This is a genomic window from Pedobacter gandavensis, from assembly GCF_032678465.1.
In the GTDB taxonomy this organism is placed as follows: Bacteria; Bacteroidota; Bacteroidia; order Sphingobacteriales; family Sphingobacteriaceae; genus Pedobacter; species Pedobacter gandavensis_B.
In genome coordinates this window covers 38368-52320 of sequence record NZ_JAVTSK010000001.1, presented here as the reverse complement: position 1 = coordinate 52320, position 13953 = coordinate 38368, and the positions used below count along the sequence as shown (strand labels likewise).

The 13953-nt window shown below is 39.3% G+C and carries 11 protein-coding genes; 6 read left to right on the top strand and 5 right to left on the bottom strand.

Annotated elements, in window-relative coordinates; genetic code table 11:
- Nucleotides 1-44: 44 nt before the first annotated feature.
- The 5 genes from R2Q94_RS00215 to R2Q94_RS00195 all read right to left on the bottom strand — a co-directional run bounded on the left by R2Q94_RS00215 (nt 45) and on the right by R2Q94_RS00195 (nt 6308).
- Entirely contained in the window at nt 45-1268 is a 1224-nt protein-coding gene (locus R2Q94_RS00215) for a DUF4374 domain-containing protein (protein WP_316819420.1), read from the bottom strand.
- A gap of 20 nt (nt 1269-1288) precedes the next feature.
- Entirely contained in the window at nt 1289-3670 is a 2382-nt protein-coding gene (locus tag R2Q94_RS00210) for a TonB-dependent receptor (protein WP_316819419.1), read from the bottom strand.
- 172 nt (nt 3671-3842) lie between these two features.
- Nucleotides 3843-5048, bottom strand: a complete 1206-nt coding sequence (locus R2Q94_RS00205; protein WP_316819418.1) for a hypothetical protein — start codon at nt 5046-5048, stop codon at nt 3843-3845.
- A 10-nt stretch (nt 5049-5058) separates the two neighbouring features.
- A complete protein-coding gene (locus R2Q94_RS00200) occupies nt 5059-5706 on the bottom strand; it encodes a hypothetical protein (RefSeq protein WP_316819417.1) in 648 nt (215 codons plus the stop codon).
- Nucleotides 5707-5756: 50 nt separating this feature from the next.
- Nucleotides 5757-6308 (bottom strand): RNA polymerase sigma-70 factor, encoded by a 552-nt coding sequence (locus R2Q94_RS00195; protein WP_316819416.1) that lies wholly within the window; start codon nt 6306-6308, stop codon nt 5757-5759.
- Nucleotides 6309-6482: 174 nt separating this feature from the next.
- Here R2Q94_RS00195 and R2Q94_RS00190 point away from each other — a divergent pair, with 174 nt between their 5' ends.
- The 6 genes from R2Q94_RS00190 to R2Q94_RS00165 all read left to right on the top strand — a co-directional run bounded on the left by R2Q94_RS00190 (nt 6483) and on the right by R2Q94_RS00165 (nt 13943).
- A complete protein-coding gene (locus R2Q94_RS00190; protein WP_316819415.1) occupies nt 6483-7952 on the top strand; it encodes a gluconokinase in 1470 nt (489 codons plus the stop codon).
- A 133-nt stretch (nt 7953-8085) separates the two neighbouring features.
- Nucleotides 8086-9333: an efflux RND transporter periplasmic adaptor subunit gene (locus tag R2Q94_RS00185; protein WP_316819414.1), complete on the top strand. Its 1248-nt coding sequence runs from the start codon at nt 8086-8088 to the stop codon at nt 9331-9333.
- Between the two features lie 5 nt (nt 9334-9338).
- The gene (locus R2Q94_RS00180) at nt 9339-10814 is read left to right on the top strand and encodes a TolC family protein (RefSeq protein WP_316819413.1); all 1476 of its coding nucleotides are present in this window, start codon (nt 9339-9341) and stop codon (nt 10812-10814) included.
- A gap of 13 nt (nt 10815-10827) precedes the next feature.
- A complete protein-coding gene (locus R2Q94_RS00175) occupies nt 10828-11493 on the top strand; it encodes an ABC transporter ATP-binding protein (protein WP_316819412.1) in 666 nt (221 codons plus the stop codon).
- 11 nt (nt 11494-11504) lie between these two features.
- Nucleotides 11505-12755: an ABC transporter permease gene (locus R2Q94_RS00170; RefSeq protein WP_316819411.1), complete on the top strand. Its 1251-nt coding sequence runs from the start codon at nt 11505-11507 to the stop codon at nt 12753-12755.
- 12 nt (nt 12756-12767) lie between these two features.
- Nucleotides 12768-13943 carry an ABC transporter permease gene (locus tag R2Q94_RS00165; protein WP_316819410.1) on the top strand — a complete coding sequence of 392 codons (1176 nt, stop codon included), beginning with the start codon at nt 12768-12770 and terminating at the stop codon, nt 13941-13943.
- Nucleotides 13944-13953: the final 10 nt, after the last annotated feature.

Sequence of the window (13953 nt, the reverse complement as noted above, 5' to 3'; positions counted from 1 at the left end):
GCGATGAATTCCGGGGTTTGTATCAACGTTAGCGGAGAAAGCTTTTAGTTTAATTTATAAAGGATTGGTGTATTATCGGATCCACCTTCAATCCTTAAACCTTTTTTAAGTGTATCAGCAATTGGATCGTATTGATAAACATAGATCGCATCTGCTTTAGGGTCATTTACTGCAATGTAAGCCTTACCATCCAGTACAATCGCTGAGCGAGAATTTAATAGAGGCGGAAAGTCCAGTCTTTTGATTACTTTTTGTGCATTAACATCTACGACAAGGTATTCCCACATGTCTGCATACCACCAGTCGTCTTTTACTTTTACTCTGTTCTTCGCATCTTTTGCATTTGCAAGAATCGCTTTTCCATTCCCAACATAACATACTCCTAATTGGTTATCACCATTGGTTAGCGCCGATACATTGAAGAAATAGTTCGCATCAAAGGTGTCAGTACCAGCCTTAATTCTGAAGAAACCTGTTGGCATATTCGGCTTATTACCACCTAACATAGGCATAGGATGTGTTAACAGGTAGTCGTTTCCATTGTCAGTAAACTGACTGAAATATCCATTTCTTAAAGGCCCTGCAGGAGCTGAACGCCCGTCTTTGCTGGTTACTTTAAAATTGCTTAATGATGGTAGATCCATTGAAGCCAGGTAAGACTCATCATTGGTGAGTTTAGTCACCTCATTGTACAGACCATAACCGATCATTACCTTATTTCCACTGGTAAATGCAGAATATACTCTTCTGCTGTGATCTGCAGGCACACTTGGTAAATCGAATTCACCGCTTTTTACAATGCTCATGTTTTTGACATTGATGATGGCGTAAAGGTTACTGCCTCTTGGACCAAACATCAGTTGGTTATCATCTAACCATAGAGACCAGCCAACATATGGACTAGGAAAAGAGGTAAAAGGAATTTCATCTTCTTTAGTGAGCTTGCCATCCTGATATAAGTGCTTGCTAAACCTTCCTGTAGGGTTAAGGAAATAGAAGTGTCTTCCTTTTTGCATGATGTTTTCACCCCACGTAAATATGGTTGAAACATCTATACCACTACCAATCGGGCTGATTTTTCCTTCAGATAATGAATTGATATTTAGCAGATAGCTATTGTCTCCAACAGAATAGATCACGGCATATTCACCATTTTCTTTTTCTTTACCACCGGAGTTGTTATTGTCTTTTTTACAGGAATGTAGGCCAGTCATAAAGACTAATGCTGTGGCCAGCACCAGTAGTCTTGTTTTAATTGTAGTAAACATATTCATAGATTTTATTTATTTTAATTGAATTGTGAAATGGCGTAACGGAGTTTAACAAAGAATGAAGTGCCTGGCTTTTGTAACTTAAACTTATCATAAGCAATGACATTGGTTAGGTTTCTGCTTTCCAGAGAGACATTGTATTTGCCCTTATGCATAGAATAAGTCAGGGTGGCATTGTGTATAAACTGACGAGGGATGTATGCTTTAGTGTCTTTGTCACCGAGTTTTGACCAGGTTACGGAATAGTCATTAATGAATTGGGTGAACCAGTTGAATTGAACTCTTGTGTCTTTGCCAATCAGGTTGTCTTTACCGATACTGAAATCCGCATTTCCATATAGCCATGGCTCATTAGGTACCCTGCTTAGGTACAGTGGGTTGATGCGAATGGTTCCCTTTTCATATTCTTGTCTGTTTACGGCATCCTGGTAGGTCATGTTTAGGAGCACCGAGAATAAATTGTTGTAATCATAACGTACTTCAGTTTCAAATCCCCGGATGATGATTCCATCAGTATTGCTATACTCTGCCGAAGCCCCCTCGCTACTTGCTGCTGATTGGCCGGTAGAGATGTAATCATTTGCATCACGGTAGTATGCAGATGCTTCTGCCCAGATCTTTCCTTTCCCCAGTTTCTTATCGAAGAATAAACCCAGGTTATAATTGTTGCTGCTTTCAGGTTTCAAATTTGGATTTCCTCTTACTACTTCACGGTCTCCAAACAATTCAACTAATGAAGGAAGCCTATAGGCACGTTCATAGGAGGCTTTTAAACCTATAATAGGTGTGATTCTATAACTACTGGCCATTCCATAACCATAATATTGTTTGCTATTGTTGGTGGCATTGCCGTTTTTGTCATAGGTTTTACCACTTAAGCCGTACATTTTACCAAAAATGTTATTGGTCATTTTACCATTAAACACCTGTTGTTGATAGCTAAGTCCGGTAATGTTTTTATTTAAGCGATTGGACTTATCGTACAAATGATTGTAGGGATCGATTTCGTTATAGCTTTCTCTATAAGAGCTGTTATAGTTGTTATTCAGGTTGATCATGTGGTTTTCTGAAATGGTATAGCCAAGATTCAGCTGCGCCAGGACATTATAACCTGTAAGGTGGGCAATAGACTTTTTCTCTCCGGAAAGCTCAGATCCAATTTTGCCTATAGTTCTTGCTTCTGAGGTACCATCCCAATAGAAAATCCGGTCACTGGTATCGGTTAGGACATTTTTATTGGCAGAATAATTGGCAAATGCACTCGCAGACAGTCCTTTAATCAACAAATTCTCTTTACGGTAACGAATGGAGGGGATGATGTTATGGCCTTCATTCGTCATTTTGCCAATCACCTTTTCCTGTGTAGCACCCGTTTGTCTTTGTTTATAATTGGAAGTATAAGTAACACCAGCTACAAATACATCCGCCCATTTTTTATTGGAAACTCCTGCTTCAACCTGTCCCATAAAAGACTCATAGTTATCGTGAAAACGACGGAGCTTCTCGACCTCTTTAAATTTTCCATTATAGGGAACTTCTAAAAGTGCATTGGCGGAAGGATTGTTATACATGTAATAATTATTGTCAGAGTAATTGTAATAAGAACTCACGTTGGTGGTTATACCAGTTTTTGCGTCGGTAAAACTCCCTGTTAATCCTGCCCGATGGGTATTGAAAGATCCTGCGCTATAGCTCAGGTCAAGAGATTTTCCTTTGTTCTTTTTGGTGATGATGTTTACTGCGCCACCCAAAGCATCTGAGCCGAGGTAGGCAGGAACCACTCCTTTATAAACCTCCACACGCTCTGCGAGGTTGACCGGGAAGTTGTTTAAGGTCATGCCACTTCCATAAGACTCCATAGGAATACCATCAATAAAAAATTTGATATGTCCACCTGATAATCCATTAATCGAGAATTCGAAATCAGAGCCGAGGCCTCCTTGTTCTCTCACCTTAACCCCTGCTGAGCGATTGAGGATCTGGTTTAGATCATTTGTTGTATTTGCATACGGCTTTAAATCAATGGAATTTACTGCGAAGCCCGCTTCTTTAGCTTTACGGGATTCAGTTTTACCGCTAATTGAAACATTGCTCAATTCATTCTGAGCTTCTTTCATCGAAAAATTTAGGCGGAGGTCCTGATTTTCTTTGATGCTGACTTTCTGCTCTATCTTTATAAAACCAATGGCAGAAATCTGTATGGTATAGGTTCCAGCTGCAAGATCTGAAAGATCATACATCCCTTTATGATCGGTCGCCTGGGTTCTGTTGATGGGCAGTAAACGGATGGTAGCGGTTGGTATACCCTCTTTTTGATCATCAGAGACCTGTCCTTTGATACTGCTTTTGTTTAATTTTTGTCCTTGCACACAAAATACGCTAGCGCATAATATGCCCATTAGCAAGATTTTCTTAATTTGCATTACTTTTAGATGTTTCGATTTAAGAGTGACCCTTTCTTAGGGTTTGGGTCATACAGGTACGAACTGTATGACCCTCTATATACTAATTAGCATAAGTCGGACTTTTCCCCTATGCTATTTAGAATATTTTTAAATAAGCCTTAAATGTTTAGTTTTCTAACCGGTTTATACGAAAAACAGCGCCCTTAATCAGCAAACCTTTTTTCAGGATTCCATCTTTACGGTTGTATTGCCAGATCTGGCTGTTGCCATCTTTTTGGTAGACGGAAACATAGGCGAAATGATCATCCCAAATGGTATTAAAGACCCAATCTAATTGGACATCTGGAAGATTAAGTTTGGTTTTAGTTTGATTTTTAAGATCTAAAAGCACATAATTGGCCACTCTATTGATCATGTAATTTTCGAAACTATGAATTTTATTTAGTTGTACCACTGAACTAATGGCCATCCCATCCCCAATATTATGGAGTGTATAGGCTTCTTCATGTAAACCATCTGCAACTTGAAAATCATATAAAGGATCAAATTTGTTCTCCTGGCTGTCCATTTTTAAAATAGACGAAGGAGTCCCCTTTCTGTTACCGGTTCTTCCCCCTGGTTGACCTAAAATGTAGATGTTGTCTTTATACACCAATGAATTGGGAGCTAAAATGGCATAAGATCCAGGCCAGGTGGTTCGGGAATCTTGTGTGGTACTTTCCAGTTCTAGATCAGGATAGCTGAATTGTGCCACATACATGGTATCCTCGCAAGGTACAATATGATCTCTCATCATTCCCTTTTGAAAAGTATAGCTGACAAATAATTTGTTGTTAACCAATTGTCCGGAAACACCAACGTAATTGTTCTCCGCAGAAGTTTCTGGAACAGCTAGAAAGCCCTTTCGATTGATCTTCATCTCATCCAGATCAATTTCCAGATAATTGAACTTCTGTTGGTTTACTGTTCCTATCAGGATGGTATGTGTATCTATCCAGTTTACCCATGACATATAAGGCTCCCAGGGGATGTCCTTCATGGAGATCATACTGACCGGCTTAATTCCACTTTTATCTATTTGATAACAAACAAAAGATTTTTGTTCCTGATCCATTACGAAATATCTGGAATCTTTTTGAGCGAGAATAAATCCATTAAAGTTTACCTCATTCCTGGGACCGATATCTTTAGGATCCATTAAAGAATTGACTTTAGTTAAATGAGCTTTGTTTTCCAGACTGTCGTAGCTGAGGAGCGCATATTTATATTCTGGCTCTTTAGTGTTATGCTGACAAGCCAATAAAATTAGCAGACCTACAAATAGCAATGAAATACCAAAAAAAGCTTGCTGTTTTGAAGATGGAAAGTTCACAGTTATAAAGTTAGAGATCGAATTGTTGTTGCATGTTCATGGCAAGTGCAGGAGGAATTTCATTCATACTCTGCTTGTCTACCATGATTATTTCTTCAAATTTAAAGTTTAAGTAACTCAAAAAATAGGAATGTCCTTTGCGAAGGCAGATTTTTTTTAGCTCATCTTTATGGTTTTGAACGGTAATGTGTTGATCTTCAGAAGAACGATTACTCAACATCACTGATCCTAAGAAATGAAGGTTGATGTTTGCATTTTTTTGTTGGTTTAAACTAGCCTGACTATTTTTTGCCAATTGTACAATGATCCCATTAAAGTTATTTTCTGATTGCGAGGATTGGTCTTCATATCTGAACACCTGAGCCTGTTGCAATTTTGTTTCTGCATGAAATAGCACAGAAAGGTACAATACACAAAATAAACTTGCTGCAATACCAGTGGCAATACTGATTGTTCTTTTTCTATTGATTTGAATGCGGTGTTGTTCTTTTTTCTGCAGGATTTTTCCCAGGATGCTATTCTTTATAGGATTAGTGTCCTGGTCCAGCTCTGCGAGATCATTTTCCAATCCATCTCCATTCATCCAGGAGAGATAGGATTCCCACTCTGCGTTAGATGCCTTGCCAGATAAACACTTTTTTAATAACTCAGGATTCATGGCTTAGTTTTATATATATTATCAAATGGGCTGATTTCCCCCTATTCATGTTATGTTCTTGGGTATTTTTTAAGACCATTTCGGATGAATGATAATGCTTTTGTCAATTGATTTTCTACTGTTTTTTCAGAAATGGAAAGATCTATGGCAATCTCCTTATTGTTAAGGCCTCTCTCGCGACTTAAATTATAAATGTCTTTACATCGTTCTGGTAGTAAAAGGACGAGCGTTTCTATGTCTTTTTTTAAAAAATGATATAAAACCTGTTTCTCTGTATGGTTGTTAAATGAAACCTGTTGTTCTTTTAGTTCGTTGATCTTACCTGTTTTCCTGATTTCATCTTTGTACATCCTTGCAATCTTAAAGCGAACTGATCTTACCAGATAGTTCTCCAGAGTATCCTTTTGCAAAACTAAGGTATCTTTACGTTGCCATATAGAAGTGAATAATTCCTGAACCACTTCTTCCGCTTCAAAGCGGTCTCCCAAATATTTTAAGGCAATTTGATACAACTTTTGCCAATAGCATTCATATAATTGAAAAAAAGTCTTTTCATCAATTATAATAGATTCGCTGAAATGATATGTGGTTGATTCTGACAAAATAAATGCGAGTGCCTGCAAATATAGAGTTATTTATAATTGATCCAAATAGTTTGTTGGCCTGCTGTTTTACGCGGGCCAATTCAAATTATTATTTCTATTTTGTTTATCTGATGGTTTTCGCAATAGAAACCGAAGGTATTAGAAATGGGATACTTAATATAAATTTAATTCATGAGATATATTCTGGGAATAGACATTGGAACAGGGAGCACAAAAGCTGTCGCCTTAAATCTTAACTACGAGCCTATCGATTCAGTTCAGCAGCATTATCCTTCATTTTCAACTTTACCAGGGTATCATGAGCAAGATCCTTTATTGATCTGGGAGGCTTTTAATCAATGTCTTTTAGAAATGAAGGAGCGCATGGGGGGGCCGCCGGAGGCAATAGGACTAAGCAGTGCCATGCATAGTTTAGTCAGTGTGGATGAAAACGGGATGGCATTGAGTCCAATGATGACCTGGGCGGATGCCAGAAGTTCAGCCATAGCAAAGAGAATTATTGGTTCTGAGTATGGGATAGCTATTTATCAGGAAACAGGTACTCCTATCCATGCCATGTCTCCCTTATGCAAGCTGATCTGGTGGCAGGAAAATCAGCCTGATTTGTTACACCGGACTTTTAAATTTATCTCGATTAAGGAGTACATCTGGTATCGGTTATTTAAAGAGTTTAAAATAGACCATTCCATTGCTTCCTGTACAGGATTGTTTTCCTGGAAGACACTCAGCTGGAGCGAAGAATCATTGCAGCTGGCCGGAATTACAGCGCGTCATTTATCTGAACCCGTAAGTACGAGTTATCAAAAGAAGAATTCGGAAGGAACTGTTTTCGTAATTGGCGCCAGTGATGGCTGTTTGGCGAATCTTGGTAGTGATGTTAATGGAAAAGGAATGGCTGCCTTAACGATTGGAACGAGTGGCGCAGTACGGATTTCCAGCCCGGAACCAATTTTTAACAAACAGGCCATGACTTTTAGCTATATCCTGGATGAACAGACTTTTATTTGCGGCGGTCCTGTTAACAATGGAGGCATTGCATTACAGTGGCTCTTAAAAAATATACTGGGTAAGACGGAACTATCAATTACCGACTATGCGAAGTTGTTTGAGCAGATCAGGGCTACAGTAGCAGGAAGTAAAGGATTAATTTTTCTTCCTTATCTCAGTGGAGAGCGTGCACCTATATGGGATTCGGAAAGCTGTGGCTCATTCTTTGGGCTGAAACTTCATCACGACCAGGGCGATTTATCAAGAGCGGTAGTGGAAGGAATTTGCTATGCGCTGAATCAGGTGCTAATTGCATTGGTACCCGATAAGAGAGAGATTGTTCAGCTTCATGTGAGTGGAGGTTTTGTACATGCAAAGATATGGATGGAGATCCTCGCAGATATTACCGGGAAAGAGATTGTGTTGTTGCAAACGGAGGATGCTTCGGCTATTGGCGCGGCTTACATGGCCATTAAAGCTATTGGATTAACTCAGTCTTATCCGCTTTCTTCGGGAGAGAAGGAGCGTGTTAAACCAAATGCGGATCACCATCTCGTTTATCAGGAGTTGTTTAGCATTTATGCGCAATTGTATCCTGCACTTCAGCAGAGTATGCATCAATTGGAAAATTTTACCAGCCAGTTGAGCAGATAACAGCTAACTTGTTTGATATAGAACAATTTGTCCGATATCGAACGTTTTTTGTTTTAAAAAATCCGTCAATTAGTTGTTTTTCAGTCGCTTGTATGTGGCATGTCCTTTGGAATTACAAGTGAAAACAAATTCAATGGACAAAAATATCGAACAGGCTGTTTCATCGAGTAGGAAAAGGAAACTTTTCTTTTATCTCCTGGTTGGGCTTGTCCTGCTGATCGTAGGCGTTCTTGTGTTGAGGAGGGTATTCAAAACCACACTTTATGCTTCAGAAATTACCACTGCGATTGTAGATCGAGGGAACATTGAAAATACGATCAATGCAGTTGGGGAAGTACTGCCTGAGTTTGAAGAGGTGATCAGTAGTCCGCTTGCCGCTTCTATTCAAAAGGTATTGCTGGATGGAGGAAGTCATATTAAGGCTGGACAATCGATTTTGACCTTAGATAAATCCGAAGCGCAAATGGATTTTGAAAAACTGAAGTTTCAGTTGGAATCTAAAAAGAATGATATCCGTAAAATTAAGTTGGATCTGGACAAAAGTTTTTACGACATCAAGTCGAACAATGACATCAAACAATTACGTATTAATAGTCTGAAAGCTGCTGTTGATCATGCAAAGCGTCTGTTAAAAGCTGGCGGTGGTACCCGTGAGGATGTGGAGCAGGCTGAATTGAACCTGAAAGTTGCTCAGTTAGAAAAGCAGCAGTTGGAGAATGAAATCAACAGCAAGCAGCAAAGTATGCGCTTGCAAATGAAAGAGGTGGAGCTGGCAGCAAGTATTCAGGAAAATGACCTGGACCTTTTGCAGCGAAAACTACAACAAGCAGATATAAGGGCTAGCAGAAACGGGGTTGTGACCTGGGTTAATAAAAATATTGGTGCTGCAGTGCAGCCAGGGGAAGTGTTGGCTAGAATTGCAGACCTTGCCAGCTTTAAAGTAAAAGGAACGATTTCTGATCAACACATCAATCTTCTGAAAAATGGAATGAGCGCGATTATTCGGATAGGCGACCAGCAGGTAAGAGGTAAGGTAGTCAACATCTACCCGGCGGTTCAAAACGCAACCGTATCGTTTGATATCAAACCAGACAGTAGCAATTATAAACTCTTCAGACCTAATCTAAAAGCTGATGTTTTTCTGGTCACCGATATACATCAGCAGGTATTAAGAGTGAGTAATGGTCCAGCTTTTATGGGGAGCCCTTCTCAATCAATTTACGTGCTAAAAGATGGGGTCGCTACTAGAAAAACGGTGCAGATTGGCTTGAGTAACTTCGATTTTGTAGAATTAAAAGATCAGGTAAAGGAAGGTGATGTTATCATTACTTCAGATTTGAGGTCTTTTAAAAACAGCAGTCAAATTGGTATTAAGCAATGAAGAAAATGAGTATAAAATATATGTTTTTCTTTCTTGCTGCTCTTCTCATACAAGCTTCCCTTTCAATAGAGCTGGTTAGGGCACAAGTTGTAGATACCCTGAAACTCCAGTTGAAAGAAGTGGTGGCTATGGCAAAAGCGCAATCAATTGCATCAAAACAGGCAGCAACATTAAAAGAAACCCGTTATTGGGAATGGATGACTTTTAAATCCAATTACCAACCGCAGCTTTCATTAAAAGGAATTTTACCAGGTTATAGTAAATCTTCTATATCGGTTCAACAACCGGATGGTACAATAGATTTCCGTTCAGTACACAATAACAACTCCTCTCTGGATTTGTCCTTTAGCCAGCGTATTTCCCAAACTGGAGGTACCGTTTACGGCAGTACTTCGCTACAAAGATTTGACGATTTTGATAGGAAAAATACACTTTACAATGGGGTTCCGTATGGTGTTGGGCTCATTCAACCGCTCTTTCAATTTAATGCTTTGAAATGGGACCGTAAAATAGAGGCTTTGAAGTATAATGAGAGTCAACAGGCCTATATTGAAGCCATGGAACAGATTTCGATCAATGCCAGCACTTATTTTTTCGCATTGTTGCTAGCACAGGTAGATTTACAAATTGCAGAAACAAATTTGACAAATACCAATTCCATCCAGAAAATTGCAGATACCAAGTTTGAAATGGGGAAAGTTTCTAAAAATGAGATTCTACAATTAGAACTGGAGGCCTTAAAAGCCGAAAAGGCAGTAGGTGTTGCAAAGCGGGATATGGAAGTTGCAACCTATAACCTTAAGGCCTATATCGGCTTACAAAATAACGATAAGATCAAATTATCTTTGCCTGAATCAACGGTGGACATGAAAGTTGTTACTGATAAGGCATTAACTGAGGCTTTTCAAAACCGCTCTGATGCCATTGCTTTTGGCAGAAGGTTAGAGGAAGCAAAACGGGATGTAGCAAGGGCAAAAGGAGATAACGGAGTCAATGCCACTTTAAATGCAAACCTGGGTTTTGCAAGAAGTGGAACCAGCATTGGCAGTGTGTATCAGCACCCGAGAGACCAGCAGCTGCTGGAACTCGCCATTGAAATTCCCATCCTGGATTGGGGTCGACAAAAATCAAGAAAAAAAACAGCGATGGCCAATCAGCAATTCACACAATATGCTGTAGCTCAGGATCAGCAGAACTTTACACAGAAAATTATCACTGAAGTCAACTTGTTTGAGATGATGAAAGGTCAACTGGTGTTAAATACAAGGGCAGAACAGATTGCCTCCGAGAAATACCTCATTGCTAAGGAACGCTATGTCCTTGGAAATTTAAGTATTACGGATTTGAGTATCGCTTTCCAGGAAAATGATCAGGCAAAGCGAGATTATATTTACTCTTTGCGTGATTTTTGGGGCGCCTATTACCAGTTACGTTACTTATCACTGTTCGATTTTGAGAAGAATGAGAAGATAAAACTATAACCTAAATATAGCTATGATAGAACTAAAAAATATTGAAAAAGTATACCGTACGGATACTGTAGAAACGCAGGCTTTAAATAGCATCAGCCTCAGGGTGGCCAAGGGAGAGTTTTTATCCATTATGGGGCCATCCGGCTGTGGGAAAAGCACTTTACTCAACATCATGGGTTTATTGGATGCCCCTTCAAAAGGAAATATCCTGATTGATAATCAGCAAACCTTATCCTTGAATGATCGTAAGCTGGCAAATTTTAGAAATAATAAGATTGGCTTTATATTCCAGAGTTATCATTTGATCAATGATTTAAAGGTGATAGACAACGTGGAATTGCCTCTCTTGTATCGTAATTCAAGCGCAAAGGAGAGAAAAATGCTGGCAACGACTGCACTGGAGAAAGTAGGATTGAGTAACAGGATCCATCATTTTCCGACACAACTTTCCGGCGGACAAAAACAGCGGGTGGCTATTGCCAGAGCGATTGTGGGCCGACCAGAGATAATCCTTGCGGATGAGCCTACAGGAAACCTGGATAGCGCCATGGGTAACGAGATTATGAATATTCTTTTGGAATTGAATCGGGTAGATGGTACCACCATTGTAATGGTGACGCATGATCCGAATATGGCACAGCGCACAGATCGCCTACTACGTTTATTTGATGGTTCACAAGTACAATAAGGAAGAGAGAAATGCTTAAGAATTACTTTAAAATTGCGATAGCAGTGTTGAAAAGAAGGAAGTTTTTCACCTTCATCAGTTTGTTTGGAATCAGCTTTACCCTGACCATACTCATCGTATTGACTGCTTTTTTGGAAGTTTTGTTGAGTCCGGGCTACCCAGATGTAAATCGGAAACGTGAATTGTTTATCAATAGCGTAGAGCTGACGAATAAAGATCGGAGTTACATCATGAAGGCTTGGGCAAGCTTCTATTTTGTGAATAATTTTGTCTCCAAAATGAAAAGCCCGGAAATGATGACGATGCATTCCGGCAGGAGTACTACTAATGCTTATCCCAACAATAGAAAATTATCTGTTGATCTCATGTATTCCGATCTTAATTTTTGGGAAGTTTACCAATTTCAATTTTTGGAGGGCAAACCTTTTAATGAACAGCAACTGAAAAATGCAGAACAGGTGATTGTGATCTCTCAGGACATGGAGCAGAAGTATTTCGGAGAAGGAGAGTCTGGCATTGGAAAAGATGTGGAAGTCAATAATTTAAGATACAAAGTGATTGGTGTGGTTAAAACCGTTCCCTCAACGGTAACCTACATCCATTCCGATATTTATCTTCCTTATACATTGGCAGCAAATACTTTGAAGGGGACTTCATTGACAGGCAATTATATCGTGACCATACTTGCCCGTTCTCCTGCCGATATACCAGCTATTCAGGAAGAATATCAGCAGTTGTTAAAAAAGGTTCCCCACCCGGAAAAGTATCATGATTTGCTATTCAGTTATGCAGATACTTATCTGGAAAGCTTTACACGTGAATTATTTGGCAGATCTGCAGGTTCCGGGAGTTCTGGAAGGGATCGGTTTTTTCTGGTCATGGTTATGATGATCTTAGTATTCCTCTTGTTACCAACGGTAAATCTGATGAACATTAATGTGAGTCGAATCATGGAAAGATCTTCGGAAATTGGCCTTAGGAAAGCTTTTGGTGCATCCAGCAGGACACTGGTGGGACAGTTTTTGGTAGAAAACCTGATTCTGACCATTCTTGGCGGGTTGATTGGGTTATTAATGGCTCTTTTGGTGATCAGTATACTCAATTCCAGCAACCTCATCTCCAATTTGAACTTAAAAATTAATTTCACTGTTTTGTGCTATAGTCTGTTGGCTTGTTTGGTTTTCGGGTTGATTTCTGGCGTTTATCCCGCCTGGAGGATGTCGAAATTAAATGTAGTTACTGCTTTAAAAGCCAATAATTAAAATATAAAAGATATGTTAAAGCACTTATTCAAATTGATCTGGAATAAAAAGAAGGAAAATTTCCTGCTCATCTCTGAAATCCTGATTTCCTTTATGGTCATTTTCGCTGTTTTTACTTTGTTAGTGTACAATTATCAGAACTATAAATTGCCTGCGGGTTTTGATGAGGAAGATGTATGGGCTGTTGAGCTGGGTGAAATGAATGTCAGTAAGCATAAAGATTCAGCAGGTGTCGTACATGAAAATTTGAGGAACGTTATAAAAGGCTTGCCGCAGGTAAGAAGCATCAGTTTTGCCAATGGGAATGTTCCATTTGCTAATAATATAATTACTATGGGCCTGAATTATAAGAAAAAGGAAGTAAGCGCAGACATCTATTCTGTTGAGGATAGTTATAAAGATGTACTTCGGTTAACCTTAGTGGAGGGAAGATGGTTCTCTCCGGAGGATAATGGCCTTTCAAAATCGACTATCATTATTAATGAGGAGACTAAACAACGGTTGTTCGGTTCTGAGAAGGCAATTGGAAAAGTAATTACTCAATTTGATGATCATATGAAAGTGATTGGTGTGGTTCAAAACCTGAAGGATAAGAGCGATTTTAAAACAGCCACAGCAGGTGCTTTTCAAAGAATAGATACTGGAGGAATCAGGGATATGTCCAGAATGTTGATACGAATCGCAGCCGGAACAGATGCCGCATTTGAAGGTAAAATGTATAAACTGATCGCTTCAACTATAAAAAGCACAAATCTGGAAATCAAACACCTTGTGGATATGAAAGCAGAGAAAAATAAAGAAACAATCATTCCCCTGATCATCTTTTTCATCGTCGCAGGATTTTTAATCATCAATGTGGCCCTGGGAATTTTTGGGGTACTCTGGTACAATATCAACAAAAGAAGATCCGAGATTGGACTTAGGAGGGCAATTGGAGCCACTTCGGGCTCGGTTTCCGGTCAGCTGGTTGGTGAAGCTTTGGTGATTGCCACTTTTTCTTTAATCATCGGCTCTTTCTTTGCGATACAGTTTCCATTGTTAAAGGTATTTGATTTACCGGCCTCAGTTTACCTCCAGGCGCAGTTCTTTGCCATTGTCTTTATTTACCTGCTGGTCATTATTTGTGCTTTATATCCTGGTAAACAAGCGGCATCAATTTACCCTGCTGTTGCTTTACATGAAGAATAAAGATATTTTT